The organism is Amycolatopsis keratiniphila subsp. keratiniphila, from assembly GCF_001620365.2.
GTDB lineage: Bacteria > Actinomycetota > Actinomycetes > Mycobacteriales > Pseudonocardiaceae > Amycolatopsis > Amycolatopsis keratiniphila.
Window position 1 is genome coordinate 44433 of record NZ_LQMT02000005.1, and the last position, 23683, is coordinate 68115.

The following is a 23683-nucleotide window of genomic DNA, read 5'->3' on the forward strand; positions in this document are numbered from 1 at the left end:
GAAGGCCTCCTTCCCTACGCTCAAGGCAGGGTCCCGGCAAAAGTCGTCTGCCCGCTGGTCAAGTGGGTGACGGAGGGCTCGTCGTAGTGGCCTGACACCTTCTCAATTGTCCACAGAGGACACTTTCGAGGTGGGCGCGCCCGATTCGGGTGTTTATGAAGAGGTCGTGAGTGTTTTTGGTCGTTAGAACGACCAAAAACACTCACGACCTCACTCAAAAACCGGACGAATATCAATCAAACGGACATTTTCCTGCCGGTTGGTGTCCTTTGTGGACATCATCCGGTCAAGCGTCCGGTCGTCCGTCCGTTCGGAGATCGAGTCCGAACCGCCTGGAGTGGCACTGACCAGCGCTTATCCGACTTTGCAGGGACCCTGCGTTCAAGGTAGGGAAGGAGGCCTTCACGGACCCTGCCACGCGTGGTGGATCGTCAGCCGGTGACCTTGAGCTCCAGGGGACGCATGTCGTCGTCGCTCGGGACGACGGTCAGGCCCGCGGCGGTGAGGACGGCGGTGAGCGCCGTCCGCATCGCCGCGTGGACGGCGATCTGCTGCCGCACCCGAGGATTCTCCTTGTCGCCGGCCACCAGGAGCCGAAAGGCCTCATCACGCCAAGGCCTCGCCACCACCCAGTCGACCCAGACCCCGCAGGGACCGTCGAAGACGTCCACCTCGATCACGGCACCTCCGGCGTCCCGGTGATCGTCCGGATCGGGCTCGACGATCACCGGGAATCCCGCCGCCCGCAACACGGCTGCAGTCCGGTCGCCCAGAGCGAGCAGCCGTTCCTGTTCGGCGGGGTGGACGCGGCGGAGCGAGGTCATCCGCCTGCTCCGCTGCCCACCAAGACGCGCTGTTCCGCTTCGGCGGCCGTCGCCGAACCGGCGAAGAGGCCGCGCCTCTTGTAGGACTTCTTGATCATGTCGATCAGGCTCCCCTTGTAGATCTTGTCGATCTCGGGATCACCGGTCCACGGTACCGAGAAGGACGTTTTGAGGTCGGGCGCCATCTTGCTGACCCAGTCCCGTTTGCAGTCGGGGCACGGTTCGCGTTCGCTGTAGAGGCCCTTGATGTTCTTGGGATCGAAACCCTGCTCGATGACCTGCTCGACGATGTGCTGCTCGGAGTGACGGCCGGCGTCGTTGCTGTTGCCCGCCACGTAGCCGTCGGGGAGCTTCCCGTTCGGGTCCTTGTAGCCGGGGAGATAGGCGACGGCGACGTTCCGGCTCGTCCCGTAGCCGTTTCCGATCCGGTAGTCGAGCGCGATACTCGGCAACGTTCCCCCGTTGTCACCGTGATCCACGAGCCCGCAGGTGAAATCGGGGATGTCCGCGGTTTTCGCGGTGGCCGGTACCTGGCTGATCCGGTTGCACCATTTGCGGATGGCGTTGAAGAGCGGTTTGACCTTGTCCGCGACCTTGCGGAAGATCGCGGACTTGTTCAAGAACTTGGAAATGTTCTGGATGATCTTCACGACCGCCGAAGCCACCTTGGGCAGCTTCAGGAAGACGACGACGATCGACGCGACGTTGACCACGGTCCAGATGCAGGCCTCGATGTTGCCTTCACCGAAGCACCGCTCCGCGTCTCGCCAGCCGATCACCTCGAGCAGGACTTCGGCCCCGATCTCCACCAGGAACGACGTCACACTGCCGCCGTTCTTGGACTGCTCCGCGGCCTGGCGGTACTCGTCCAGCAGCATCCGCCCGAATTCGGTCGTCGAGAGCATGGCGATTTCTTCTTGAGTCAGATCGGGCAGCCCAGCGCCCGTCTCCTCCGCCGCGCGGCGTCTCGCCTCCTCTTCTTCCTTGCGTTGCTGGTCTTCCGCGCGGTCGGCGGCTTGCTGGGCCTCGGTCGCGCTTTGCCGTGCCCGTTCCGCGGCGGCGGCCGCGTTGCGCGCGTGTTCTTCGGCCCGGTCGGCCGCCGCCCTGGCTTCCGCCGCCGAGGCTTCGGCTGCGGTCGCCGCGTCCCTGGCGAGTTGGGCGTCCCGTTCGGCACGCGACGCCGAGTCCCTCGCCGCCTGTGCCTCGCGTTCCGCCGCCGCGGCGCTCCGGCCGGCGATGGCGGCGTCGGCGTTGGCCTCGTTGGCCGCCGCTCGCGCGGTTTGCGCGTCGGCCCGGGCGGCCGCGTCCGACGCGTTCGCCCGCTCGCCCGCGGCACGAGCCAGCGCGCCTTCGGCCGCGGCCGCGGCCGCCGCTTCCTGCGCTTCGGCCGCCGAGTTCGCCGCGGCGGCGGCTGATGCCGCTGCCCGCGCCGCCGCTTCGAACGCGGGTTTCACCTCTTTCTGCGCCTGAGCAGCGGCTTCGGCGGCCCGATCCGCCGCCAGCCTCGCTTCGGTGGCCCGGTCGCGGGCCGCTTGCGCCTGCTCGGCTCCGACCGCCCTGGCCTGGTTGGCGACCAGGATGACGAAATCGGCGTCGAGGTCCGAACCCGCGTACGGCGCGACGACGGTGATCGCCCGGTTGGACGGATCGGTGATCGCGCTCGACGACGACCGCGCGGCGGTGGACGCCCGCAGGGCGATATCCGCTTGCGTGGCCGCGGACACCGACTCGTTGAACGCCGCGTCGGCCTCGGCACGGGTACGCTCGGCCGCCATCAGCGAACGCATCGCTTCGCCGGCCGCTTGTTCCGCGAGCTGGACCGCGTTCCGTGCCGCCTCGGCCGCCTTGGTCTCCTCGGCGGTCGCCTCGGCCGCCTTCACGTTGGCCTGGGTGGCGTGGTGATGGGTCTCCGCCGCCGAGGACTCGGCCCGGTTGGCCGCGTGGTTGGCCGCGGAGGCGGCGGCACGGGCTTCCTGAGCCGCGGCGCGGGCCCGTGCCGCCGCTCGGGTCGCTTCGCCCGCCGCTTGCCTCGCGACCACGGCGGCACCGGTCGCCCGATTGGCGGCGTCGCGGGCCGCGGTGGCCGCGGCGGTCGCGTTGTCGGCCTCGTTCCGAGCCGCGGCGGCGGCGTTCTTCGCGTCGGTCTCCGCCGCGGTGCCCCGTGCGGCGGCTTCGGCCGCGTTCAGCGCTTCCGCCTTCGCCTGCGCGGTCTGCTTCAGCCGTTCCGCGGTGAAGGCGGCGTCGCGAGCGGCTCTCGCCTTCCCTTCTTCACCCACCGCCCGCTGTTCGGCTTCGCCTGCGAGCCGTTCCTGTTCCTGCGCGCGGAGGTTGGAGTCGTTGGCGATGCCGGCTTGGCGCTGGGCTTCGCCGCGGTGACGACGTGCTTCCGCGGCCGCTTGGTCGGCACGCTGACGGGCGGCGGCCGCGTTGGCCCGCTCGGCCTCGGCGACCCCGCGGGCGCTCTTCGCCCTGTCCCGCTGCCGTTCCGCTTCCTCGCGATGCGCGCGAGTGCGTTCGGCCGAGGCCCTGGCGGCGTTGGCCGCGGCTTCGGCTGCTTCGCGAGCCTGCTTGGCCCGGACGGCCGCGTCCTTGGCCGCCACCGCCTGCACTCGCGCGGCTTCGGCCACCTGAGCGGCGGCGGTCGCGTGCTCTTCGGCGTGCAGACCCCATTGGCGAGCCTGCTCGGCGTGTTTCTCGGCGCGTTCCTGGGCGTTGCGTGCCTGGTCGGTGGCTTCGGTGGCGTCGATCGCGTGCTGTGCGGTCTCCGAGGCGTGGACCGCCGCCTGCCCGGCCGCGCTCATACCTCTCGCCATGTCGGCCCACTGAGTGCCGTAGGGGAGTCCGACGGCGACCAGTTCGGCGGCCTGGACGCCCGCCTGCTCGGCCGCGCGCACGGCATCGGCGGCGGCCTCGCGGGCGCTGCCGACCTGACGAGCGGCCTCGGCCTTGACTAAGGCGAAGGAGTCGGGCGGGTGATTGCCCGCCGCGTCGTTCGCGTCCAGGATCTGCTTGGCCTTGCGGGCTTCGTTCCCCGCGAGCACCATCGCGTTCGCGATCCGCTGGAGCGCGCGCAGCGCGTCCCCGTGCGCCACCATCAGGTTCCGCCGCGCGGTCATCGCCCGCACGGCCCGTTTGGCGAGGTCGCTCAGCTGCTCGGCGGCCCGTGCCGCGGCTTCCTGATCACGGATCTGCTTTTCCCGCTCTTCGGCGTCACGTTTCGCCGCGGCGAGGTAGCCGGTGTTCAGGAACTCCGCGATCGCCGCGTCACCCGCGTCGAGCGCGGCCTGTGCCGCCGTCTTCACGTGGTGCCCGGCGACGCCGAGCAGTGCCGTGACCCTGGCGCGCAGCTGCTCGGCACGTGCCTGGCCGCCCGCCGCGACCTGTGCGTCGCGCTCCCTCGCGATCTCCTTGCCGTAGGCGAGGAACTGCTCGCGGTCGGTATCGCTTCCCGCGAGGACCCGCTGGACCTCGGCGTTGAAGATCGGCCCGCCGGTGCCCGCCATCGCCTGGATGGTGGCCCGGTTCTGGCGCGCCGTTTCGGCTTCCCGCGCCGCGGCCCTCGCCTTGGCGGCGTCGAGGCCGGTTTCGAGGAATTCGTGCAAGGCGGCTTCGGTGCCCGCGTCGAGCGCCGCGCGCGCGGCCTCACGTACTTCGGGCTCCTCGGCCAGCTCGGCGTGATCGGCGATGATCTGCCGGACGACGGGACTGCCCACCAGGGCGGGTACGCCCGTCTGGCCGTCCCAGTTGCGGTACGGGTCTTCCGGTAGGGGACGGGCCGGGGACGTCGGTGGTGGCGTGGCCGGTGGTGGATCGTCGGCCGCGACCGCGGGCGCCGGTTGAATCAGCCCTGCGAGTACGGCGGTGGCCAAGAAGACAAGGAACGTTCTCAGTAGATATCTCGTTCTCGACATCAGAACCCCCAGAAATCGGTGCCTGCCGGTCGAACCGGCAGGCACCTCGGGCTTGTCAGTTGTAGTACTCTTTCGCGCCTTCGGCGGCGGTGTGTTCGATCCTTCCGTTCTGGAAGTAGCTCACGCGTTTACCGGGTACGCCGGGGAAATCCATTTCGTCGGAAGTGGGATAGCCGAGCCTGCTCCGTTCGTATTGCAGTGCCGCCCACCGATCGAAAATGGCTCCGTAGATCAGCTTCGGGCCGATGTTCGGGTGGTACCAGATGCCTCTGGGGCCGGCGAACAGGTTGCGCATGCCCTTCCCGTCGGGCAGGTATCCCGTATCCCCGCTGGGGATGAATCCCGGAATGTTCCGGCCGCCGGATTCGAGGTACTTGTTGAGCAGCGGGTCCATTATCCGGACCACGCCGTGCTGGGCCGACCAGAAGGCGCCGCCCTTCTGGAAGCGTTTGTACCGGATGCCGTTCAAAATGTTTTCCGGCTGGGTCTGCGGACCGAGGCCGTTCCAGCCCCACCAGTCCTCGTTGAGCCAGCGCTCGTCGATCTTCGTGGTGATCGAAGGGTTGGGGCCGACGGGAATCCAGCTGATGTCGGCGGCGAAGTTGCCGTCGGTGTCGAAGTTGTTCTCCTTGCTCAGGCCGTTGGCCGCCCAGAGCTCGCCCCAGTACTGCCGCAGGTAACGGCCCGGATGCGCCTTCGCCTCCAGTGTCACGTTGGTCGGATTGCCGTCCCTGCCCGCCTTGGCGCACCAGGTGGCGTTGAGTTTGTAGCCGTCGGTGCCGTCGTTGCCCGCCAGCTGGACCCGCAGGTTCGGCGCGATGCGCAGGTAACTGCCGACCCGGGTGGCCGATTCGAGCGAGAAGCAGTTCGCGTCGGCGAGCCCGGGGACGATCTTCCAGGTGGCGTCGCCCAAAGGTGCGGTGACGACGTTCGACGGCTGGGTTCCCGGGGTGGCCCAGGCATCGCCGCCGGCACTGCGGACGTGCCAGCCCCGCCGTCCGGCGGTGACACCGGCGAACGCCTGTTCCAGCACGGTGTACTGGCCCTTGGCGAGGAAGTCCTTGACCTGGTCCCAGGTCCCGTTCGCGGCGACGTCGCCCGCCGCCGCGGCGAGCCGGGGACGGAGCCTGCTCGCGTCGGCCTTGGCCTTGATTTCGCGGACCTTCTGCCGGTCGGCCTCCTCCCGTTCCCGCAGGATCCGGGCGTCGTCCCTGGCCCGGGCCTCGGCGACCCCGGTCCTGATGTAGCGGTCCCAGTCGGCCGCCACCCCGGCGAGGGCGGCGGTGGCCGCGTCCTTGATCTCGCGGTGCGCGGGGTCGGCGAGTTCCGGGGTCTTCAGCAGCTCGCGGATGAAGTCGTCGTCGGCGAGGTCGAGCCAGGCCGCGACGGCGATGACGGGAACCTTGTCGCAGGCGTCCTTCTTCGCCATCCTGGCGGCTTCCCTGCGGGCGGCCTCCTGGTTCTCCTGGTTCAACCGGTCGAGATAGTCGAGCTGGTCCTGGTGATTCAGCGCCCGGATCTTGTTCTCGATGAAGTCCTTCCACACCGCCGCGTCACCGCCGAACGCGTCGAAGGCGCCCTGCTTGAGTTTCGGCTGTTCCGGCCTCGCCTTCTGGTACACCTTGTAGATGAACATCTGATCGTTGTCGTTGAGCATGACGTCGTCGAAACCGACGATGTCGGCGTCGATCAGGATCTCCCGGCGCAGCTGGACGGTGCGGTCCCAGGCCTCCTGGCGACGCTGCCGTTCGACGCGGTCGCGGGAGGCGAAGTCGAAGACGCCGGTGCGGATGAACGCCGTGGCGTCGGGGGCGGCGTTGTTGTCGAGCATGACCTTGTAGACGCGGTAGGCCTCGGCCTTGGTGACCGGGAAATTCGTCGCGTCGATCTTGTCGTAGACCTTGAAGACGAAATTCATGTCGGTGGCCTCGCGCCATTCCTTGGTGGCTTCACCGACTTCGATCTCGAAAACCGCGCGCACCTTTTCGGTTTCGGTCGCGCTCGGCAGTTCGGCCGCGGCGGCGTCCGGGCTTTCGCGGGGAACCTGCGCGTCGGGGGCGGACGGGGCGGGCGCCTCGACGGTCGGGCTCGACGGTGCCGGGGGAGCGGCGTACCCGGTGGCCGGGGTGAACAGCCCGCACAACACGGTCACGGCGGTCAGGACGGCGATACTTCCGGCTGGTCGTCTGCCGACGATCAGTGATCTTCGCATTTCGCATACCTTTGTTCGGACGAAAAGGTCAGCCGGGGACCAGGGAGCGTTTCCCAGGCCCCCGGCTGGAGCAGGACGAACTCGGTCAGCCGACGGACATGAACACGAGGATTTCGTGCGTGCTGGAGTTCCAGGTCATGTAGCCGTGCTCGAAATTGCTCTGGCGGCCGATGGGGATGGTGAACTCGTCGCTGGTCGGGAAACCGAGCCTGCCGTTTTCGGCGCCGAGTGAATTCCAGCGGTCGCGAATGGAGCCCATCACGAATTTGGCTCCGGTCGCCGGCGTCCAATAGATCGCCATGTTGTGGCCGTGGAAGTTGATCATCGACCGGTTGACCCCGTTGAGCTGGTTGGTACTCGGCAGCAGCCACTTGTGCCCGCCGAGGCTCAGGTACCGGGTGAGGATCTCGCCGGTGATGAACTTCGCGCCGGTCTCCGGGCCCCAGTACAGGCGGCCGTTGGTGAATTCGCGGAACCGGACACCCGCGTCGTGAATTTCCGCTGTCTTCGGATTACCGGCGAGCCCGCGCAGGCCGTCGTTGTTGAACCAGTCCAGCATCAGCGGCGTCGACACCTCCGGATTCGGTGCGACCACCCGCCAGTGCGAGTCCTCGACGAAGAGCCGGTCCGTGTCGAACCAGTTCCCGCCACCCTGCTGGGCGATCCAGAGCTGCGCGTCGATATGCCGCATGATCCGGCCGGGGTGCGCCTTCGACTCCAGCTGGACCTCGCCGCCGTTGCGCCGCGGGCACCAGGTGGCGTCCTTCTTGAACTGGTCGGTGCCGTCGTTGCCGTGCAGTTTGACCCGCAGATCCTGCTGCCGCAGGTAGTTCCCGGCGCGGTCGGTGGATTCCAGGGAGTAGCACAGCGGATCGGCGAGCCCGCTCGCCACCTTCCAGGTCGCGTACGGCAATGGCTTGGTTCCGTCGGTGCCGGGGTTCCCGGTGGTGATCCACGCGTCGCCCCCGCCGGTGTGGAGGTGCCAGCCCCGGACGCCGGGGGTGTAGGTCCCGAACGACTGGGTCAGCACCTCGTACTGGCCCGTGCGCAGGAACGTGACCACCGCGTCGCGGTTGCCGGCCAGCGCCACGTTGGCGGCCGCGACCAGCCGCGGCCGGAGCCCGCTGTTCTCCGCGCGGACCTTGAGCTGCCGGACGGCGTCCCGGTTGGCCTGGTCTTCCTGCGCTTCACGGCGGGCCTTGTCCCGTCCGGCCGCCGCCTTGAGCCCGGTGTCGATGAACGCCTTCCACACCGCCGGGTCCGTGCTGCGGGAGGCGCGCTCCGTCGCGTCCTTGATCTCGATGTTCGCCGGGTTGGCGAGTTCGGGCAGCCGCAGCAGCTCACGGATGAAGACATCGTCCTCGGCGTCCAGCCAGACGTTCTGGAAGGGGGCCGGGATCTCGGCGACGGCGGTGCGCCGCTTGATGTCACGCTCTTCCCGGGCGGCCTTCTCGGCGTTCTCCTGCCGGAGGCGTTCCAGGTGTTCGATGATGTCCTGCTCGGCGAGGTCGAGGATGGTGACCTCGATGAAGGTCTTCCAAGCGGCGGCGTCGCCCTTGTACGCGGTCATCGCACCGCTCTGGACCTTGGAGCCGCTCTTGGCCCGGCTGGCGACCTGGAAGACGAAGTTCCGGTCGGTGAGGTCGAGCAGCACGGGGTCCAACGGGATGATGCGGGCGTTCTCCAGCGCCTTCATCCGCGCGCCGATCCGGTCCCTCCGTTCGATGTCACGGAGGATCTTCTCGTCGTGATCGCGCTGGACGAATTCGTGGATACCGGTCCGGATGAACGCCGAGGCGTCGGCGACGGTGAGACCGTAGATCCGTGACGCTTCCGCCTTGGTGCGGGGGAAGGCGTCGATGCTGATCTTCTCGTAGACCTTGAAGACGAAGTTCTTGTCGGACAGCCTCAGCCAATCATCGGTCGCCTCACCGACCTCGATGGCCTCCACGGCCAGCACCTTGTCCCGCTGTGACGCCGGGGGAACAGCGGTCGACTCGATATCGGGTTCCGCGGTGGGCACGGCGGGCGGCACACCCTGGCCGGGTGGTGTTTCGGCCGCACCCGCCGGTGCGCCCATCAGCCCCGCGAACACGGCGGCGACGGCGGCCACCGCTATGCCACGGCTGAACCATGGCCTTGACATGGACGTTCTTCGCATACCCCAGTCACCTATTCTCGAGAGGAAGCCGCCGCGGGAAACCGGACGGCGGGATGATCAGCTCGGGTTCTTGATCCGCTGCTCGCCTTCGAGGGCCTTGCGCAGCAACGACTCCCAGTACTCGACGTTTTCGCCGGACAGGGACCGGTTGTCCGTCCAGTCGCCTTCCACCGTCTTCGCGGGGTCGATGATCGCTTTCCAGTTGGGGTTCTGGGCGGCCTGTTGCGCGGCGAGCAGGATGGCGTGCCAGGTTTCCGCCTGCCGCTGGGCGAAGTCCCTCGCCTCTTCCCATTTCGACCGCACCGGCGAAACCTCGGTGCCGACCTTGCGCCAGGCGGCCGCGGCCCGGTCGCGGGCCTCCTTGCCTGCTTCGCCTTCGATTTCCCGCGCGGCCTTTTCGGCGGCTTCGGCGTCGACGATCAGCTGGGTGATCGTCAGTTGCCACTGGCGGTTCTGGCGCAGCATCTCTTCGCGGAAGGTCTCGATGTCCAGCCGCGCGCCCTGTGCCCAGCCCCAGGCGAAGAAATCGGTCAGGTCGTCGTCGGTCGCCCCTTCGCGGACCGCGTAGGCCGCGGCGAATCTCACCTGGGTACCCGGATCACGCTCGGCGAGCATCCGCACGTACCGGCGGTCCTCCTCGACGAGGGCACGTTTCTGCTCGCCGAGGTCGGCGCGGAACTTCTGATCCCGCGCCTTCGCGGCTTCGTAGCCGCCACCGTGGCAGAACTGTTCCCGTTTGGACGCGGTCGCCGTCAAGTGGTGGTTCGCCGCGTCGTAGACCTCCGGCGAGTAGGCCCGGAGGTGGGTCTCCAGCAGCCGCCGGAGGAATCGCTTGTTGCCTTCGTCGCGGTTGAGCGCCCGCTGTGTCGCGTATTCGAGCCCGCCGCCGGGATGGCGGAGGAACTCGATGGACGCCGCCTCCGGGTCTTCGCTGAGCAGAGCGACCCACGCGTCCGTCTTCACCGTGCTGTGGACGCTGTACCTGGCGTGGGTCAGGACCTCCCAGCGGGCGATCTCGCCGGGTGTCATCGCCACGGCCGTGGCGTGTACTCCGGTTTCGGCGGCGAGCCCCGCCGGAACGGCGACCGTCCCGGAGAACAACGCCGCGGCGCAAAGTGCGCAGGACAAAATACGCTTGTACACTCCAAGCCCCCAGTCAGCTTCGGTGCAGGTTGAATTGACGAGGACCCTTCCCGGACGGTGCCGGGAAAGGTGTCGATGGCAACGGCATCCGGAATCCAGACCGGAGCCGGCGATGAATTCGAAGTTCTTCGAATCCTTGTCGGGAAACGCCCGCGCTTACCCGGCGACTGTTTCGGTCACCGGGAAAGGCTTCGTCAGTGGCCGCGTATCCGGCGGCTTCGGTGATGGATCGGCGAGCCGCTCTCGCCGACGGGCGGTGCGGTGGCTCGCGTGGAGTGAATATGGCGGCGATCGCCGCGATCCCATGACGGATCGATCATCGGTACATACTCCGGAATCCCCAGTACCGGAATTCCCCCAGTGAAATTCCGATTCTGATCCCAGCTAACCGCGACTGGCCGGTTCGCGCAAGATGCACCCCGCTGGTGAAAAAGTCACCGGCGGGGCGGGGTTCTCGTTTTTCTCAAGCTCCTTCGACACCGATGTCGAACGCCGACTCGCTGTCGGCCTTCGAGTACGAGCGGAACGCGATATGCGTGACGGTGCTCAGCACGCCGGGGACCTTGCCGATCTTCGCCGGGATCAGATCCGCGAGATCCTCGTGGGCCGCGACGCGGACCGAGGCGATCAGATCGACGTCGCCCGCGCAGGAGTAGACCTCGCGGACACCCTCGATGTCCGCGATCGCCTGCGCCGCCTCGGGGATGGCATCGGCCTCGACCTGGATCAACACGATCGCGGTGATCACTACAGCGCCTCCTACGTCAATGAATCCGGTGTGCGAATCCTAGCCCGCCACCCGTTCCAGCGCCGTCGCGCTCGCCGCCAGGTCGAGCCACTCCCGCCAGCCGCCGGCGACGGCCGCCGGCTCCGCCCAGGGATGCGTCGTGCGCACGAGCCGGACACCCGGACGGGTCAGCCAGCGCAGGAGGATGCCGATCTCCTCCGGGATCGCGCCGAAGAGCGGGCCGGGCCCCGGGATGACCGTCTCCGCCGAGGCCACGAGCATCTCGACGACCGGCATCGGCGGCACCCCGCGCCGCGCGACCCCCGCCGACGCGAGCCTGCCGTGCCGGATCACCGCCAGTTCCCAGCCGCCGTTCCCGTCCGGTCCGGCGGCGATCAGCTCCGGGATCCCCGCCAGCGCCGACTGCCGGTGCGCCCGGCCGACCGCGCGGATCAGCCCGGCCAGCTGATCGCGATGCTGGGCTGCCTGCTCGTAATGCTCCGCCGCGGCGAGCCGGGCCAGCTGGTCGGCGGCGGCCCGCAGCGGACGCCCGTCCGTCCCGGCGATGAGGCCGGACACCGCCAGCACTCCCGGCCGGTACGCCTCGACCGTCTGCTTCCCGGCGCACGGCGCCCCGCAGCGGCCGAGCTCGGCGAGGACACAGGGTGTCCCGTTCGGCGCGGTCGCCGAGATGCGCTGGGTGCACGTCCGCAGCCCGGAGGCGCCGGCGAGGGTGTCCGCGGCGGAGCGGGCGTCGGTCTGGGTGCGAAAGGGCCCCAGCATCCCGTCTCGCGGCATGCGGACCACCGAGAGGCGCGGGAACGCCTCCTCGGTCAGCGCGACCCACCACGCGTGCCGTGGGTTCTTGGAACGGCGGTTGTACATGGGCCGGTGGGCGGCGATCAGCCCAAGCTCGCGGACGGCGGCTTCGAGCGCGTGCGCGCATTCCACCGCGTCGACCCGCTCGGCCAGCGCGACCATCTCCCGGATCCGCCCCCGGCTCTCCGAACCGGTGAAGTACTGCCGGACCCGGCGGCGCAGATCGGACGACGTCCCGACGTAGAGGACCTCGTCGCTCGGGCCGCGGAAGAGATAGACACCCGGCCTCGACGGCAGATGCTCGGCCAGCGACCGTTTGCGGCGCTGGGCCGCGGTCACCTCGGGCAGGTAGTCCAGCAGCTCTTCGAGGGTGTGGACGCCGAGATTGCCCACCCGTTCGAGCAGCGCGTGCAGGACGTCGACGGTGGCGCGCGCGTCCGCGAGCGCGCGGTGGTTGGGCGTCGTACGCGCTCCGAACAACGCCGCCAGCGCGGAAAGCCGGTAGCTGGGCGTCTCGTCGCGGGAAATGACCCGGCGGGCGAGCCGGACCGTGCAGACGACGGCCGTCTTGGGCCAGTGGTAGCCGTGGCCCTCGCAGGCCGCGCGCATGAATCCGGTGTCGAAGGCGGCGTTGTGCGCCACGAGCACGGCTCCGGAGATGAATTCGAGGAAGGCAGGCAGCACGCGCTCGATCCGGGGAGCGTCGTAGACCATCGCGCCGGTGATGCCGGTGAGCTCGACGATCTGCGGCGGGATCGGCATCCCCGGGTTGACGAAGGTGGCGAACTCGCCGACGATCTCGCCCGCGCGGATCTTGACCGCGCCGATCTCGGTGATCCCGTCCGGGCCGGGTTTCGTCCCGGTGGTCTCCAGGTCGAATACGACGAACGTGATGTCCCGCAAAGGAGTTCCCAGCTCGTCGAAGGCGAGTTGCGCCGCGCCGGGCCGCCGTCCGGTGTCCATGGTCGGGCACAGTAGGGGCGGGCACCGACAATCCCAGGATGCGCGCACGCCGTCCCATCGAGCGCGCCCCGAGGCCATGGGGCCTACGCTGGAGCGATGCAACCGCAGCCCGCAGTGCCCGAATCGCCCGAGGACGCCACCGGCGGCCCCTCGGGTGTCGTGGCGTCGGCGGGTGCGCCGGAGCCGTCCGAAGAGGTGCCCGCCGAAGGCTGGACCGCGTTGCCGGAGACCGTGCGGGAGCGGATCGCCGAGCTGGCGGCCGCCGCCGTCGGCAAACTGCCGGTCGCCGACGTGCCGAGGCAGCTGCGCCCGGTCGCGAAGTTCGCCCCGGCGAAACGCGCGAAACTCGGCGGGACGGCGTTGCTCACCGCGTTGGGGGAGTCTTCGCAGTTCCGGGTCGCGGTCACCGAATGGCTGCGTGACCACCGCAAGGACGCCCTGGACCCGAACGCCCCCGATTCCGTCGCCGCCGCGGCGGCCGCCGTGCTGCTCGGAGAGGCGGGCGCGGCCGGACGGGTCCGGCTGGTGGCGAAGAACGCCGAGGAGACGGCGTTGCGTGCCGAACGCGACGCCGCGCTGGCCCGTAACCAGCGGCTGGAGACCGAACTGGCCCAGCTGCGCGAAGAACTGCGTGAAGCCAAGGAGATCGCCGGTGGTGCGCGGGGCGAACGCGACGCCGAGGTCGAAAAGCTGTTGAAACGCCTGCGGGAACAAGGTGTCCAACTGCGCCAGGCGAAGGACGCCGTCGCGGAGGCGCACGCCCGGCTGGAAAGCGGAGGCGCCGAAAGCGCCGAAGAGATCAAGGCGCTGAAGGCCCAGTTGGACCGTGAGAGGCAGCGAGTCGCGGCAGAGCGGGCCCGGGCGGAGAAGGCCGTCACGGACGCCGAGATCGCCCGTCAGTCCGCCCGTGAGGCGCGTCAGGCCGACGAGGTCAGGCTCGGGCTGCTGCTGGACACTATCGAAGGCGCCGTCGGCGGGCTTCGCCGCGAACTTTCGGTGAGCGCGCGGGGCCGTCGCCCGGCGGACATGGTGCGCGGTGCGACGTCGGGCCTCGGGGCGGGCGGCAAGATCCAGGACGTCACCGCGCTCGACCGGCATCTCGCGCTGCCCAACGTGCACCTGATCGTCGACGGCTACAACGTCACGAAGACCGGATATCCGGAGCTGGCGCTTTCCGACCAGCGCGACCGGCTGATCCACCAGCTGTCCGCACTCGCGGCGCGGACTTCGGCCGAAGTCACCGTCGTGTTCGACGGCGCCGGTGTGCTTTCCGTGCCCGCCGCGGTGCCACGCGGGGTGCGGGTGCTGTTCTCCGAACGCGGCGTGCTCGCGGACGACGTCATCCGGTCCCTCGTCGCGGCCGAGCCGCCGGGGCGGCCGATGGTGGTCGCGAGCACGGACCGGGCGGTGGCGGATTCGGTGCGGGGCAAGGGCGCGCATCCGGTGCCTTCGGCGGTGCTGGTGTCGCGGCTCAGCCGGGTCTAGCGCTGCCGGATGTCATGAAAGGGCCGTTCAGGACGGTTCTTGCCTGGAGGTGTGTCGCGAAAGCCACTTTCGGGACATCAGACGTCGCGAAAGTGGCTTTCGCGACATGATCGCCAAGGCGGTACCGGGCCCAGCCACAGCCGACGTTGCGAAAGCCACTTTCGCAACCCCTTGGTCAAGGCCGACAGACCCTCACGACGGCCCTGACCACTCACGAGGCCCGAAACTGTCGGTGGTCGCTCTTAATGTGCGCCTCACCACTGAAAGTGAGGAGCCCGAGATGGACGACAAGGCCATCGCCGATATAGCGGACATAGAGACGCTCGTCATCGATTGCGACCGGTGCGCGGTCCGCGGTGACGCATGTCATGACTGTGTCGTCAGCGTCCTTCTCGGCGCGCCGCCCGCGCTCGAATGGGACGCCGACGAGCGGAAAGCGGTCGACGCGCTCGCCGAGGCCGGGATGGTGCCACGCCTCCGGATGGTCGAGATCGTCGAGCAGGAGCGCCGGAAATCGGCCTGACGACACACCTCGACCGGGGCATTCGACGAGTGGTCGATCCGATCGGGTGAACGGTAGGTAGTCGTGACCAGCCCCAGGATGTAATGCCCGTCACACCTTTCCGCTCATGCTGGTCCGAAGGTGTTTCGGCGCATCACGGAGAGTTTTTGCCCTTCCCGTGGTGGACGCGGTGCCCCGGGTTTCGTAACCTGTCCGAGATCTCGTGGCCGGAAGTCGTCGCCAGACGGCGACACGGGATCGCCACTGAGGCAGCTTTGTCGGGGAGCTGCACCGGAACCAGCCAAGCGCCAAACCTGTTGCGATAGCACTCGGCCAGGCGCGAGGCGGGAAACGCGGGGAACCGCGCGGGCCTCACGGTCGGCGTCGCGGCTTCGCGGAAGAGGGCCCCCGACCTCTTCGTCCCGGGTTCCGAGTCGGTGGCCGACAGCAAAGGAGACACGCGCGACCGTGCAGTCGCATCCAGTCAAGCGTGTGGTGTCAGGAGCTCTGGCCGCGGCCGCGGTGATCACCGCGGTGACAGTGGCCCAGCCTTCAGCCACCGCTGCCCCAGGCCCCGCCCTCCAACAGCCCCCGTCCGGCTCGGACGCGCTCGCCAAGTACCGCGACCTCGCGGCACAGGCCGAGAAGGCGAACGAAGACCTCCTCAAGGCGAAGGACGACCTCGCCGCGAAGCAGGGTGAGCTCGACAAGGCGACCGCCGACGCCGCCGCGGCCAAGGAACTCGGCATCAAGGCGGCCGGCGACGAGAAGACCTTCCAGGCCGAGGTGAACAAGTTCGCCGGTGCCTCCTTCACCAGCGGTGTGCAGCTGAACAAGCTGTCGTCGCTGCTGTCGGGCGCGTCGACCCAGGACTTCCTGGAGCGTTCCTCGGCACTCGAGGTCCTCGCCGCGAACAAGAACACCGCTCTGACCAACCTGAGCGGTGCCGTCGCCCAGGCCGCGGCCGCGGCCAAGCAGGCGGCGGACGCCCAGAACACCGCCACCACCGCCCGTGACGCGGCCGCCAAGCTGACCACGGACATCGAGGCGCGCCAGAAGACGCTGAGCGACCAGCTCAAGGAGATCGAGCGCGCCGGCGGCAACCTGAGCGCCGCGGATCGCAACGCCCAGAAGGACAAGGGCGGCGCGTTCCCGAACCTGCCCGCCCCGGGTCCCGCCGCGGCGGCGGCCCTCGCGGCCGCGAAGAGCAAGCTCGGCAGCCCGTACGGCTGGGGTGACACCGGGCCGTCGTCCTTCGACTGCTCCGGTCTGATGCTCTGGGCGTACAAGCAGGCCGGTCTGACCCTGCCGCGGTCCAGCCGCCAGCAGTCGACCTTCGGCGCCCCGGTGCAGAGGTCGCAGCTCCAGCCGGGCGACCTGGTGTTCTACAACTCGCCGGTCTCGCACGTCGGCATGTACGTCGGCAACGGCATGATGGTGCACGCGCCGACCACCGGTGACGTCGTCAAGGTGTCGCCGCTGCAGAACAACTACGTCGGCGCCCGTCGCCCGACGGCCTGACGAACAGACGACAAGGGGCGGTACCGCGCAAGCGGTGCCGCCCCTTTCGCATGCGGAGGGCCAAGTAACCTGCAGGGGTGCTGAGGACCCTGCTGGTGACCAACGACTTCCCGCCCCGGCCGGGCGGTATCCAGAACTACCTGAACTCGCTGGCCACCCGCCTGCCCGCGGACGACCTGGTCGTCTACGCCCCCTCATGGGAGTCGAGCACCGGCTCGCACGGCGAGTTCGACGCCGCCGCCCCGTTCGAGGTGGTGCGCCATCCGACGTCTCTGATGCTGCCGACCCCGGACGTGCTCAAGCGGGCGAAGGAGATCATGCGCGCCCGTGACTGCGAGGCCGTCTGGTTCGGCGCCGCGGCGCCGCTGGCGTTGCTGGGGCATCCGCTGCGGGCGGCGGGTGCGCGCCGGGTGCTGGCGTCGACGCACGGCCACGAGGTCGGCTGGTCGATGCTGCCGGGCTCACGGCAGGCGCTGCGGCGGATCGGCGACACCGTCGACGTGATCACTTACGTCAGCAAGTACACGCGTTCCCGGTTTTCGGCCGCCTTCGGCCCGATGGCGGGGCTGGAGATGCTCCCGTGCGGCGTCGACACCGCGCTCTACCGGCCGGATCCGGCCGCGGGCAAGGAGATCCGCGAGCGGCACGGGCTCGCCGACCGGCCGACGATCGTCTGCGTTTCGCGGCTGGTGCCGCGAAAGGGCCAGGACATGCTGATCAAGATCCTGCCCGAGCTCCGCAAGCGGATCCCGGACGTGGCGCTGCTGCTCGTCGGCGGCGGCCCGTACCGCAAGACGCTCACCGGGCTCGTCGAAGCGCTGGGGGTCGAGGACAGCGTCGTCATCACCGGATCGGTGCCGTGGAAGGAGTTGCCCGCGCACTACAACGCGGGCGACGTCTTCGCGATGCCGGCGCGGACGCGCGGGAAGGGGCTCGACGTCGAGGGCCTTGGCATCGTGTACCTGGAAGCGTCGGCGACCGGGCTGCCGGTCGTCGCCGGGAATTCCGGTGGTGCGCCGGAAACGGTGCTGGACGAGGTCACCGGGCACGTCGTCGACGGCCGCGACGAGCAGCAGCTGAGGGAGACGCTGGCCGCGTTGCTGGCCGATCCGGTACGGGCACGGCGGATGGGGGCCGCCGGTCGCGACTGGGTCGGCGAGAACTGGCGGTGGGACAGCATGGCGAGCAGGCTTTCCGGTTTGCTCGACGGCGACCCCGTCGCGGCGGTGCGCTGAGAATTCAGGGTTCGTAGCGCGCCGGATGCTTCGGATCGTCGACGCGGATCACGACGTCCGACAGCGCCGACGGGTCGACTTCCTCTTCGTAGCGCGCGTAAGCGGGGAGTGCCCAGGCGTCGGGCACGCGCCGCTTCAGCGCGCCGGGCGAGAGCCACAGGTGCACGCTCAGGTCGAAGGCGAGCCCCGCGCCGAACAGGAATTCGCCGTCCAGCAGGACGACGCCGCCCTCGGGCAGTTCGACGCGTTCGGCGCGGGTGGCGCGATCGCGGACGGGATCCCACAACGACGGAAGAACCAGGCCGCTGCCGTCCTCGGCGAGCGGGTCGAGCACTTCGCGGCGCAGGGCACCGAGGTCGAGCCAGTCGCTGTAGCGCGAGTCCGGGTCCTCCTTGCCGCGTTCGAAGCGCAACGAGGCGGGGCGGAGGAAGTCGTTCGCCGAGATCCGCAACACCGCGTGACCGGCGATCCGCAGGGGATCGACCAGGGCGTCGGCGAGTTCTGTGGTGTTGGTCGCACCGGCCGCGCCGTCGATCGCGACCGCGATCCGGCGGCGGCCCGTGATCGCCGTGATGCGCTCGGTCAGTTCGGACACCAGCAGAGCGGGAGAAATCGGACGGTAGCGCACGGGAAGACATCCTCCACCCGGACCGGTGACTGTCGCACGGTACACCCGATGGGATGATGGCCCGGTGACCAAGACAACGGCCAAAACAGCCGGAAGTGGTTGGCAGGTAGGCGTTTCCCAGACGGTGCCGTACAGCGGCACCCAGGTGTGGGACTTCCTGGTCGGACGCGAGGGCGTCGGCATCTGGCTCGGTCCGGGCGCCGAACTCGGCCACGAGCTGGGCGCGGCGTACGAGACGGCCAACGGGACGACCGGCGAGATCCGCGGCCGCTCCGAAGGCGACAAGCTCCGGCTGACCTGGCGCCCGAAGGACTGGGACCACGACTCGACCCTGCAGATCACGGTGAGCGGGACGGACCAGAAGACCACGCTCCGTTTCCACCAGGAATGGCTCGCGGGCGCCGACGAGCGCGAGGAACAGCGGGCATACTGGACCGAGGTGACCGAGCGAGTGGTGGCCGCGCTGGCCGAACGCTGACCGGCGCGCCGGGGGAGGCGTACCGATGGGGGAACCGAAGAACCTGGACTGGGACTTCGTCCAGGATCCACACCGGGTTTCGGCGCTGTTGCGTGAAGAGGGCCCGGCCCGCAAGGTCCGGCTGCCGCGCGGCCTGGATGTCTGGATCGTCACCGGGTACGCCGAAGCCCGTGCGATCCTCTCGGATTCCCGGGTGGCCAAGGATCCCGAGGCCATCCGGCGGCTCTTCGAACGCGACGGTTTCGAATCCGCGGCCGACAACGCCGTCCGCGCGCTCGGCGCGCATATGCTCAACTCGGATCCGCCGGACCACACGCGGTTGCGCAAACTGGTCAACCAGGCCTTCACCTCCCGAACGGTTTCCCGTCTACGGCCGAGGATCGAGCAGATCACCGCGGAACTGCTGGACGGCATCGGCGACGCCGAGCGCATCGACCTCCTGCCCGCTTTCGCCGTCCCGTTGCCGATCCGGGTGATCTGCGAACTGCTCGGCGTCCACGCGGGCGACCAACCGGCGTTCGCGACCTGGTCGAACACGATGGTCGCCTGGTCGACGCCGGAGGAACTCCAGGCCGCGGCCGCGAAGATGCACGCGTACCTCGTCGACCTCATCGAAGAGAAACGCGCCGAGCCCGCCGAGGACCTGCTTTCGGCCTTGATCCACGCCAGCGACGAAGGCGATTCGCTCACCGCTGACGAATTGCTGGCCATGGCGTTCCTGCTGCTGGTGGCGGGATTCGAGACGACGGTCAACCTGATCGCGAACAGCGTCTTGGCGCTGCTTCGGGAACCGGACCAGCTGGCCGCCCTCCGTGCCGATCCCGCCCTGATCCCCGGCGCGGTCGAGGAGTTCCTGCGCTACGACGGCGCGATCCACCTGGCGACCATCCGGTTCACCAAGGAGGCCGTGCCCGTCGGGGACGTCGAGATCCCGGCCGGCGAGTTCGTGCTCGTCTCCCTGCTCGGCGCGAACCGGGACGCCGGACGGTTCGAAGACCCGGACCGCCTGGACGTCACGCGTTCGGCGTCGGGGCATCTCGCGTTCGGCCACGGCATCCACTACTGCGTCGGCGCCCCGCTGGCCCGGCTGGAGGCCGAGATCGCCTTGCGCGGACTGCTGGGGAGGTTCCCCGTGCTCGGCCTGGACGCCGAACCGGAAGCCCTGCGGTGGCGGGAAAGCACCCTGGTCCACGGCCTGGAGACCCTCCCTGTGCTCCTGCGCTGAGGAGGGCGTGTCGTAGGGTCGCCGGATGGACGCCGCCGAACTCCTCGCGCTCGACGCGGAACACGTCTGGCACCCGTACGGGCCGATGCCGAGCACGATCGACTCCCTGCTGGTCCGCGAGGCGAGCGGGGTCCGGCTCACCCTCGACGACGGCCGCGAACTGGTCGACGGCATGTCGTCGTGGTGGGCGGCGATCCACGGCTACCGGAACCCGGTGCTGGACGCGGCGCTGGCGGAGCAGGCGGGCCGGATGAGTCACGTGATGTTCGGCGGGCTCACCCACGAACCGGCGATCAGGCTGGCCAAGACGCTCGTCGACCTCGCGCCGGAGGGGTTGCGGCACGTCTTCCTGTGCGACTCGGGCTCGGTGTCGGTCGAGGTCGCGGTCAAGATGTGCCTGCAGTACTGGCAGTCGGTGGGGCGTAAGGAAAAGCGGCGCCTGATGACCTGGCGCGGCGGCTACCACGGCGACACGTTCACGCCGATGAGCGTCTGCGACCCCGAGGGCGGCATGCACTCGCTGTGGCGCGGGATCCTGCCGGACCAGCTGTTCCTGCCCAGGCCGCCGGGCGGTTTCGCCGACGAGCCGGATCAGGACTACCTGGAGCTGCTCGCGAACGAGATCGGGCGGTACGCGGGCGAGCTGGCCGCGATCATCGTCGAGCCGGTCGTGCAGGGCGCCGGCGGGATGCGGTTCCACCCGCCCGCGTACCTGCGTGCGCTGCGCGAGATCACCGAGGCGAACGACGTCCTGCTCATCTTCGACGAGATCGCCACCGGTTTCGGCCGCACCGGCCGGATGTTCGCCGCCGAGCACGCCGGGGTCACCCCCGACGTCCTGTGTCTCGGCAAGGCGCTGACCGGTGGGTACCTGACGATGGCGGCGGCGCTGTGCACCCCGGAGATCGCCGACGGGATCTCGCGAGGTGAGCTGCCCGTGCTGGCGCACGGCCCGACGTTCATGGCGAACCCGTTGTCCTCGGCCGTCGCCAACGCCTCGCTGGGGATCCTGGCCGAAGGCGGCTGGAAATCCGATGTCCCGCGGATCGAGGCCGCGCTGAAGGCCGGGCTCGAACCGGCTCGCGAGCTGCCCGCGGTCGCGGACGTGCGCGTGCTCGGCGCCATCGGCGTGCTCGAACTGGACCATCCCGTGGACATGGCGGTGGCGACGGAGGTCCTCACCGGGAACGGGGTCTGGCTGCGCCCGTTCCGGAACCTGATCTACACGATGCCGCCCTACATCTCCGGGGCGGATGACCTCGCCGCAATCACTTCCGCAATGGTCTCGGCCGCACAAAAAGCGTAAAAACGGCGAAATTCAGCCCAAAGAGTGTGACAGCGGCCACAGCAATCCGGAGAGGCCACGCTCGGTACAGAGCGTGGTCGCGAGTTGATCTTGGTCAAGCGAACGGGCGAGTCCGATCGGGGTCCTTCTCGGGCGCTTTGTCGTGAAAGCCGGGTATGTCCTAGTTCGCGGGCGCACAAGCAAACCTGAGAATCCTTTGCGTAGCGGACTTTTGCGCGCCGATCCGGTTTCCTGCCCCCATGATCGACATCGTTGGTGACGAGCACGACACCGGGCCTCCGGGCCGCCGCAATCCCACATCGACCCTCCTGAAGAACCTCCGCCACGACATCCCGGCTTCGGTCGTCGTCTTCCTCGTGGCCGTCCCGCTTTCGCTCGGCGTCGCGCACGCCGCCGGAGCACCCTTGCTCGCGGGACTCGTCTCCGCCGTCGTCGGCGGGATCGTCGCGAGCCTCTTCGGCGCCTCCGCCCTGCAGGTCAGCGGTCCCTCCGCCGCGCTGACCATCGTCATCGCGGAGAGCATCGCCACCTTCGGCTGGGCCGCCACCTGCGCGATCACCGCCGGGGCGGGCCTGGTCCAGATCCTCTTCGGCCTCTGCCGCGTCGCCCGCGCCTCGCTGGTGATCTCGCCCGCCATCGTGCACGGCCTGCTCGCCGGGATCGGGTTGATCCTCGTCCTCGGCCAGCTGCACGTCGTGCTCGGCGGGGTGGCGCGGGGTTCCACGATCGAGAACGTCCTCGCGCTGCCGGGCCGGATCGTCGGGCACCACGACCAGGCCGCGCTGATCGGTGTCGTCACCGTCGGTGTTCTGCTGGCCTGGACGCGGATGCCGCGATCGGTGCGCCGCGTCCCCGGCCCGCTCGCCGCCGTCGCGCTGGCGACCGCCCTTTCCGTCGCGGCGGGGATGGACCTGCCGCGCGTCGACCTCCCGAACGGCTTGCCGGGGCTGGGTTTCGTCCCCGAGGTGCCGTCCGGGTCCTGGGCCGCGATCATCGGGGCCGTCCTCTCCATCGCGCTCATCGCCAGCCTGGAGAGCCTGCTCTCCGCCGTGGCCATCGACAAACTCCGCGACGGGCAGCGCACCGACCTCAACCGCGAACTGGTCGGCCAGGGCCTGGCGAACGTCGCCGCCGGGTCGCTCGGCGGTTTCCCGGTCACCGGCGTCGTCGTGCGCACCATGACCAATTTCGAAGCGGGCGCCCGCACCCGGATGTCGGCGACCCTGCACAGCGTCTGGATCCTCGGCTGCTGTCTGTTCCTCGCGGGCGCGCTGCGGCTGATCCCGCTCGCCGCGCTCGCCGGTCTCCTCGTCTACGTCGGCGCCAAACTGGTCAACCTCACCAATCTCCGCGAGGTCCGCCGTCACGGTGATCTGCCGGTCTATCTCGCCACCCTGCTCGGCGCGGTCGCCGTGAACCTGCTGACCGGGGTCGCCGCGGGGATCGCGGTCGCGCTCGCGCTGATGCTGCGCCGCATGCTGTTCTCCGGGATCCACATCGAACGGGACGGCTCGCGGACCCGCGTCGTCATCGAGGGCGCGCTCACTTTCCTTTCCGTGCCAAGGCTCACGACCGTGCTGGCGGAGGTTCCCGAGCGGGCGGAGGTGACGCTGGAACTGTTCGTCGACTATCTCGACCACGCCGCTTTCGACTGCCTGCGCGGCTGGCAGCGCGCGTACGAACGCGCCGGGGGAACCGTGATCGTCGACGAGATCGGGCATCCGTGGTTCGAACGCGGCAAGGCGGGTGTGCCGACCGTGCGCCGCGGCGTGGCGTCTCGCGTGGTGCCGCGCTGGCTCGCGCCGTGGTCGCAATGGCAGGCCGAACATCTCGAACTGCCGAGCCAGCGCGGCGGCAGCGTTCCGTTGTGCCGCGGGGCTTCGGAGTTCCAGCGGCGGACGGCGCCGCTGCTGCGGAGCACCTGGGACGGGCTCGCGAACGGGCAACAGCCGCATACGCTCTTCATCACCTGTGGCGACGCGCGGATCGTGCCGAACCTGATCACCACGAGCGGGCCCGGCGACCTGTTCACCGTGCGGAACATCGGGAACCTCGTCCCGCGCGCCGAAGCGGATTTCTCGGTGGGGGCGGCGATCGAGTACGCCGTCGGGCTGCTGCGGGTGCGGGAAGTGGTGGTGTGCGGGCATTCCGGCTGTGGCGCGATGAAGGCGTTGCTCGGGGACGCGCCCGCCGGCCTCGCGCACCTCGGCGGCTGGCTCCGCCATGGCGAGGCGACCATGCGGCGCAGGGAAAGCGAGGGGCCGGTGCTGCTCGACGGCGCGCGGCCGTCGCACGAAGGCGATCGGCTCGCGCTGCACAACGTGGTGCAGCAACTGGAAAACCTGCGCTCGTACCCGGTGGTCGACGCCGCGCTGGCGCGCGGGGAACTGCGCCTGACGGGGATGTACTTCGACGTCGGGAAGGCGAACGTGTACCTGCTCGACGAAGCGCTGCGGTCGTTCACCTCGGCGGCGGCCCCGGTGAAGTCCTGAGGTAGGGCGATCACGCGTGATCGGAGGTTTCGCGTGACTGGAGGGACGACA

Annotated in this window: 16 protein-coding genes; 8 read left to right on the forward strand and 8 right to left on the reverse strand. The window is 69.4% G+C overall.

Translation table 11 applies throughout. The annotated features are described in order from the left end of the window. Positions 1-431: 431 nt before the first annotated feature. From AVR91_RS02245 to AVR91_RS02275, 7 genes are all read right to left on the reverse strand, one after another. Positions 432-824, reverse strand: a complete 393-nt coding sequence (locus tag AVR91_RS02245; protein WP_063272626.1) for a hypothetical protein — start codon at positions 822-824, stop codon at positions 432-434. Further along, positions 821-4693, reverse strand: coding sequence for a nucleic acid/nucleotide deaminase domain-containing protein (locus AVR91_RS02250; RefSeq protein ID WP_063272627.1), 3873 nt, complete (start codon positions 4691-4693; stop codon positions 821-823). The genes AVR91_RS02245 and AVR91_RS02250 overlap by 4 nt, the downstream gene beginning before the upstream one ends. Positions 4694-4790: 97 nt before the next feature. Continuing rightward, positions 4791-6947 (reverse strand): AbfB domain-containing protein, encoded by a 2157-nt coding sequence (locus AVR91_RS02255; RefSeq protein WP_083737323.1) that lies wholly within the window; start codon positions 6945-6947, stop codon positions 4791-4793. An 85-nt stretch (positions 6948-7032) separates the two neighbouring features. Beyond that, the gene (locus AVR91_RS02260) at positions 7033-9093 is read right to left on the reverse strand and encodes an AbfB domain-containing protein (RefSeq protein ID WP_158077378.1); all 2061 of its coding nucleotides are present in this window, start codon (positions 9091-9093) and stop codon (positions 7033-7035) included. 72 nt (positions 9094-9165) lie between these two features. Further along, positions 9166-10251, reverse strand: coding sequence for a hypothetical protein (locus AVR91_RS02265; RefSeq protein WP_063272630.1), 1086 nt, complete (start codon positions 10249-10251; stop codon positions 9166-9168). 463 nt (positions 10252-10714) lie between these two features. Next, the gene (locus tag AVR91_RS02270) at positions 10715-10999 is read right to left on the reverse strand and encodes an Lrp/AsnC family transcriptional regulator (RefSeq protein ID WP_005154220.1); all 285 of its coding nucleotides are present in this window, start codon (positions 10997-10999) and stop codon (positions 10715-10717) included. A 39-nt stretch (positions 11000-11038) separates the two neighbouring features. Next, the gene (locus AVR91_RS02275; protein WP_063272631.1) at positions 11039-12760 is read right to left on the reverse strand and encodes a DEDD exonuclease domain-containing protein; all 1722 of its coding nucleotides are present in this window, start codon (positions 12758-12760) and stop codon (positions 11039-11041) included. 96 nt (positions 12761-12856) lie between these two features. Between AVR91_RS02275 and AVR91_RS02280 the strand changes: the two genes are divergently transcribed. The 4 genes from AVR91_RS02280 to AVR91_RS02295 all read left to right on the forward strand — a co-directional run bounded on the left by AVR91_RS02280 (position 12857) and on the right by AVR91_RS02295 (position 17503). After that, the gene (locus AVR91_RS02280; RefSeq protein WP_063272632.1) at positions 12857-14245 is read left to right on the forward strand and encodes an NYN domain-containing protein; all 1389 of its coding nucleotides are present in this window, start codon (positions 12857-12859) and stop codon (positions 14243-14245) included. A gap of 280 nt (positions 14246-14525) precedes the next feature. Continuing rightward, entirely contained in the window at positions 14526-14768 is a 243-nt protein-coding gene (locus AVR91_RS02285; RefSeq protein ID WP_063277368.1) for a hypothetical protein, read from the forward strand. A gap of 447 nt (positions 14769-15215) precedes the next feature. Further along, complete coding sequence (locus AVR91_RS02290) at positions 15216-16268, forward strand: C40 family peptidase (RefSeq protein WP_172843477.1); 1053 nt, start codon at positions 15216-15218, stop codon at positions 16266-16268. Positions 16269-16345: 77 nt separating this feature from the next. Beyond that, positions 16346-17503 (forward strand): glycosyltransferase family 4 protein, encoded by a 1158-nt coding sequence (locus tag AVR91_RS02295; protein WP_172843478.1) that lies wholly within the window; start codon positions 16346-16348, stop codon positions 17501-17503. Positions 17504-17507: 4 nt separating this feature from the next. Here AVR91_RS02295 and AVR91_RS02300 read toward each other — a convergent pair whose 3' ends face one another. Then, positions 17508-18131, reverse strand: coding sequence for a nucleoside/nucleotide kinase family protein (locus AVR91_RS02300; protein ID WP_063277369.1), 624 nt, complete (start codon positions 18129-18131; stop codon positions 17508-17510). A gap of 124 nt (positions 18132-18255) precedes the next feature. On the opposite strand from AVR91_RS02300, the gene AVR91_RS02305 reads away from it, so the two are divergent. From AVR91_RS02305 to AVR91_RS02320, 4 genes are all read left to right on the forward strand, one after another. Further along, positions 18256-18609: an SRPBCC domain-containing protein gene (locus tag AVR91_RS02305; RefSeq protein WP_016336029.1), complete on the forward strand. Its 354-nt coding sequence runs from the start codon at positions 18256-18258 to the stop codon at positions 18607-18609. 25 nt (positions 18610-18634) lie between these two features. Beyond that, complete coding sequence (locus AVR91_RS02310) at positions 18635-19834, forward strand: cytochrome P450 family protein (protein ID WP_063277370.1); 1200 nt, start codon at positions 18635-18637, stop codon at positions 19832-19834. Positions 19835-19859: 25 nt separating this feature from the next. Beyond that, positions 19860-21140 carry an adenosylmethionine--8-amino-7-oxononanoate transaminase gene (locus AVR91_RS02315; RefSeq protein ID WP_063277371.1) on the forward strand — a complete coding sequence of 427 codons (1281 nt, stop codon included), beginning with the start codon at positions 19860-19862 and terminating at the stop codon, positions 21138-21140. A gap of 239 nt (positions 21141-21379) precedes the next feature. After that, on the forward strand, positions 21380-23632 hold the full coding sequence (locus tag AVR91_RS02320) for a bifunctional SulP family inorganic anion transporter/carbonic anhydrase (RefSeq protein WP_063277372.1): 2253 nt from the start codon (positions 21380-21382) through the stop codon (positions 23630-23632). Positions 23633-23683: the final 51 nt, after the last annotated feature.

Excerpts from the sequence above, each read along its gene's own strand:
- AVR91_RS02245 (WP_063272626.1), bottom strand. The coding sequence starts at position 824 with ATGACCTCGCTCCGCCGCGTCCACCCCGCCGAACAGGAACGGCTGCTC.
- AVR91_RS02255 (WP_083737323.1), bottom strand. The coding sequence starts at position 6,947 with ATGCGAAGATCACTGATCGTCGGCAGACGACCAGCCGGAAGTATCGCC.
- AVR91_RS02260 (WP_158077378.1), bottom strand. The coding sequence starts at position 9,093 with ATGTCAAGGCCATGGTTCAGCCGTGGCATAGCGGTGGCCGCCGTCGCC.
- AVR91_RS02275 (WP_063272631.1), bottom strand. The coding sequence starts at position 12,760 with ATGGACACCGGACGGCGGCCCGGCGCGGCGCAACTCGCCTTCGACGAG.
- AVR91_RS02280 (WP_063272632.1), top strand. The coding sequence starts at position 12,857 with ATGCAACCGCAGCCCGCAGTGCCCGAATCGCCCGAGGACGCCACCGGC.
- AVR91_RS02285 (WP_063277368.1), top strand. The coding sequence starts at position 14,526 with ATGGACGACAAGGCCATCGCCGATATAGCGGACATAGAGACGCTCGTC.
- AVR91_RS02310 (WP_063277370.1), top strand. The coding sequence starts at position 18,635 with ATGGGGGAACCGAAGAACCTGGACTGGGACTTCGTCCAGGATCCACAC.
- AVR91_RS02315 (WP_063277371.1), top strand. The coding sequence starts at position 19,860 with ATGGACGCCGCCGAACTCCTCGCGCTCGACGCGGAACACGTCTGGCAC.
- AVR91_RS02320 (WP_063277372.1), top strand. The coding sequence starts at position 21,380 with ATGATCGACATCGTTGGTGACGAGCACGACACCGGGCCTCCGGGCCGC.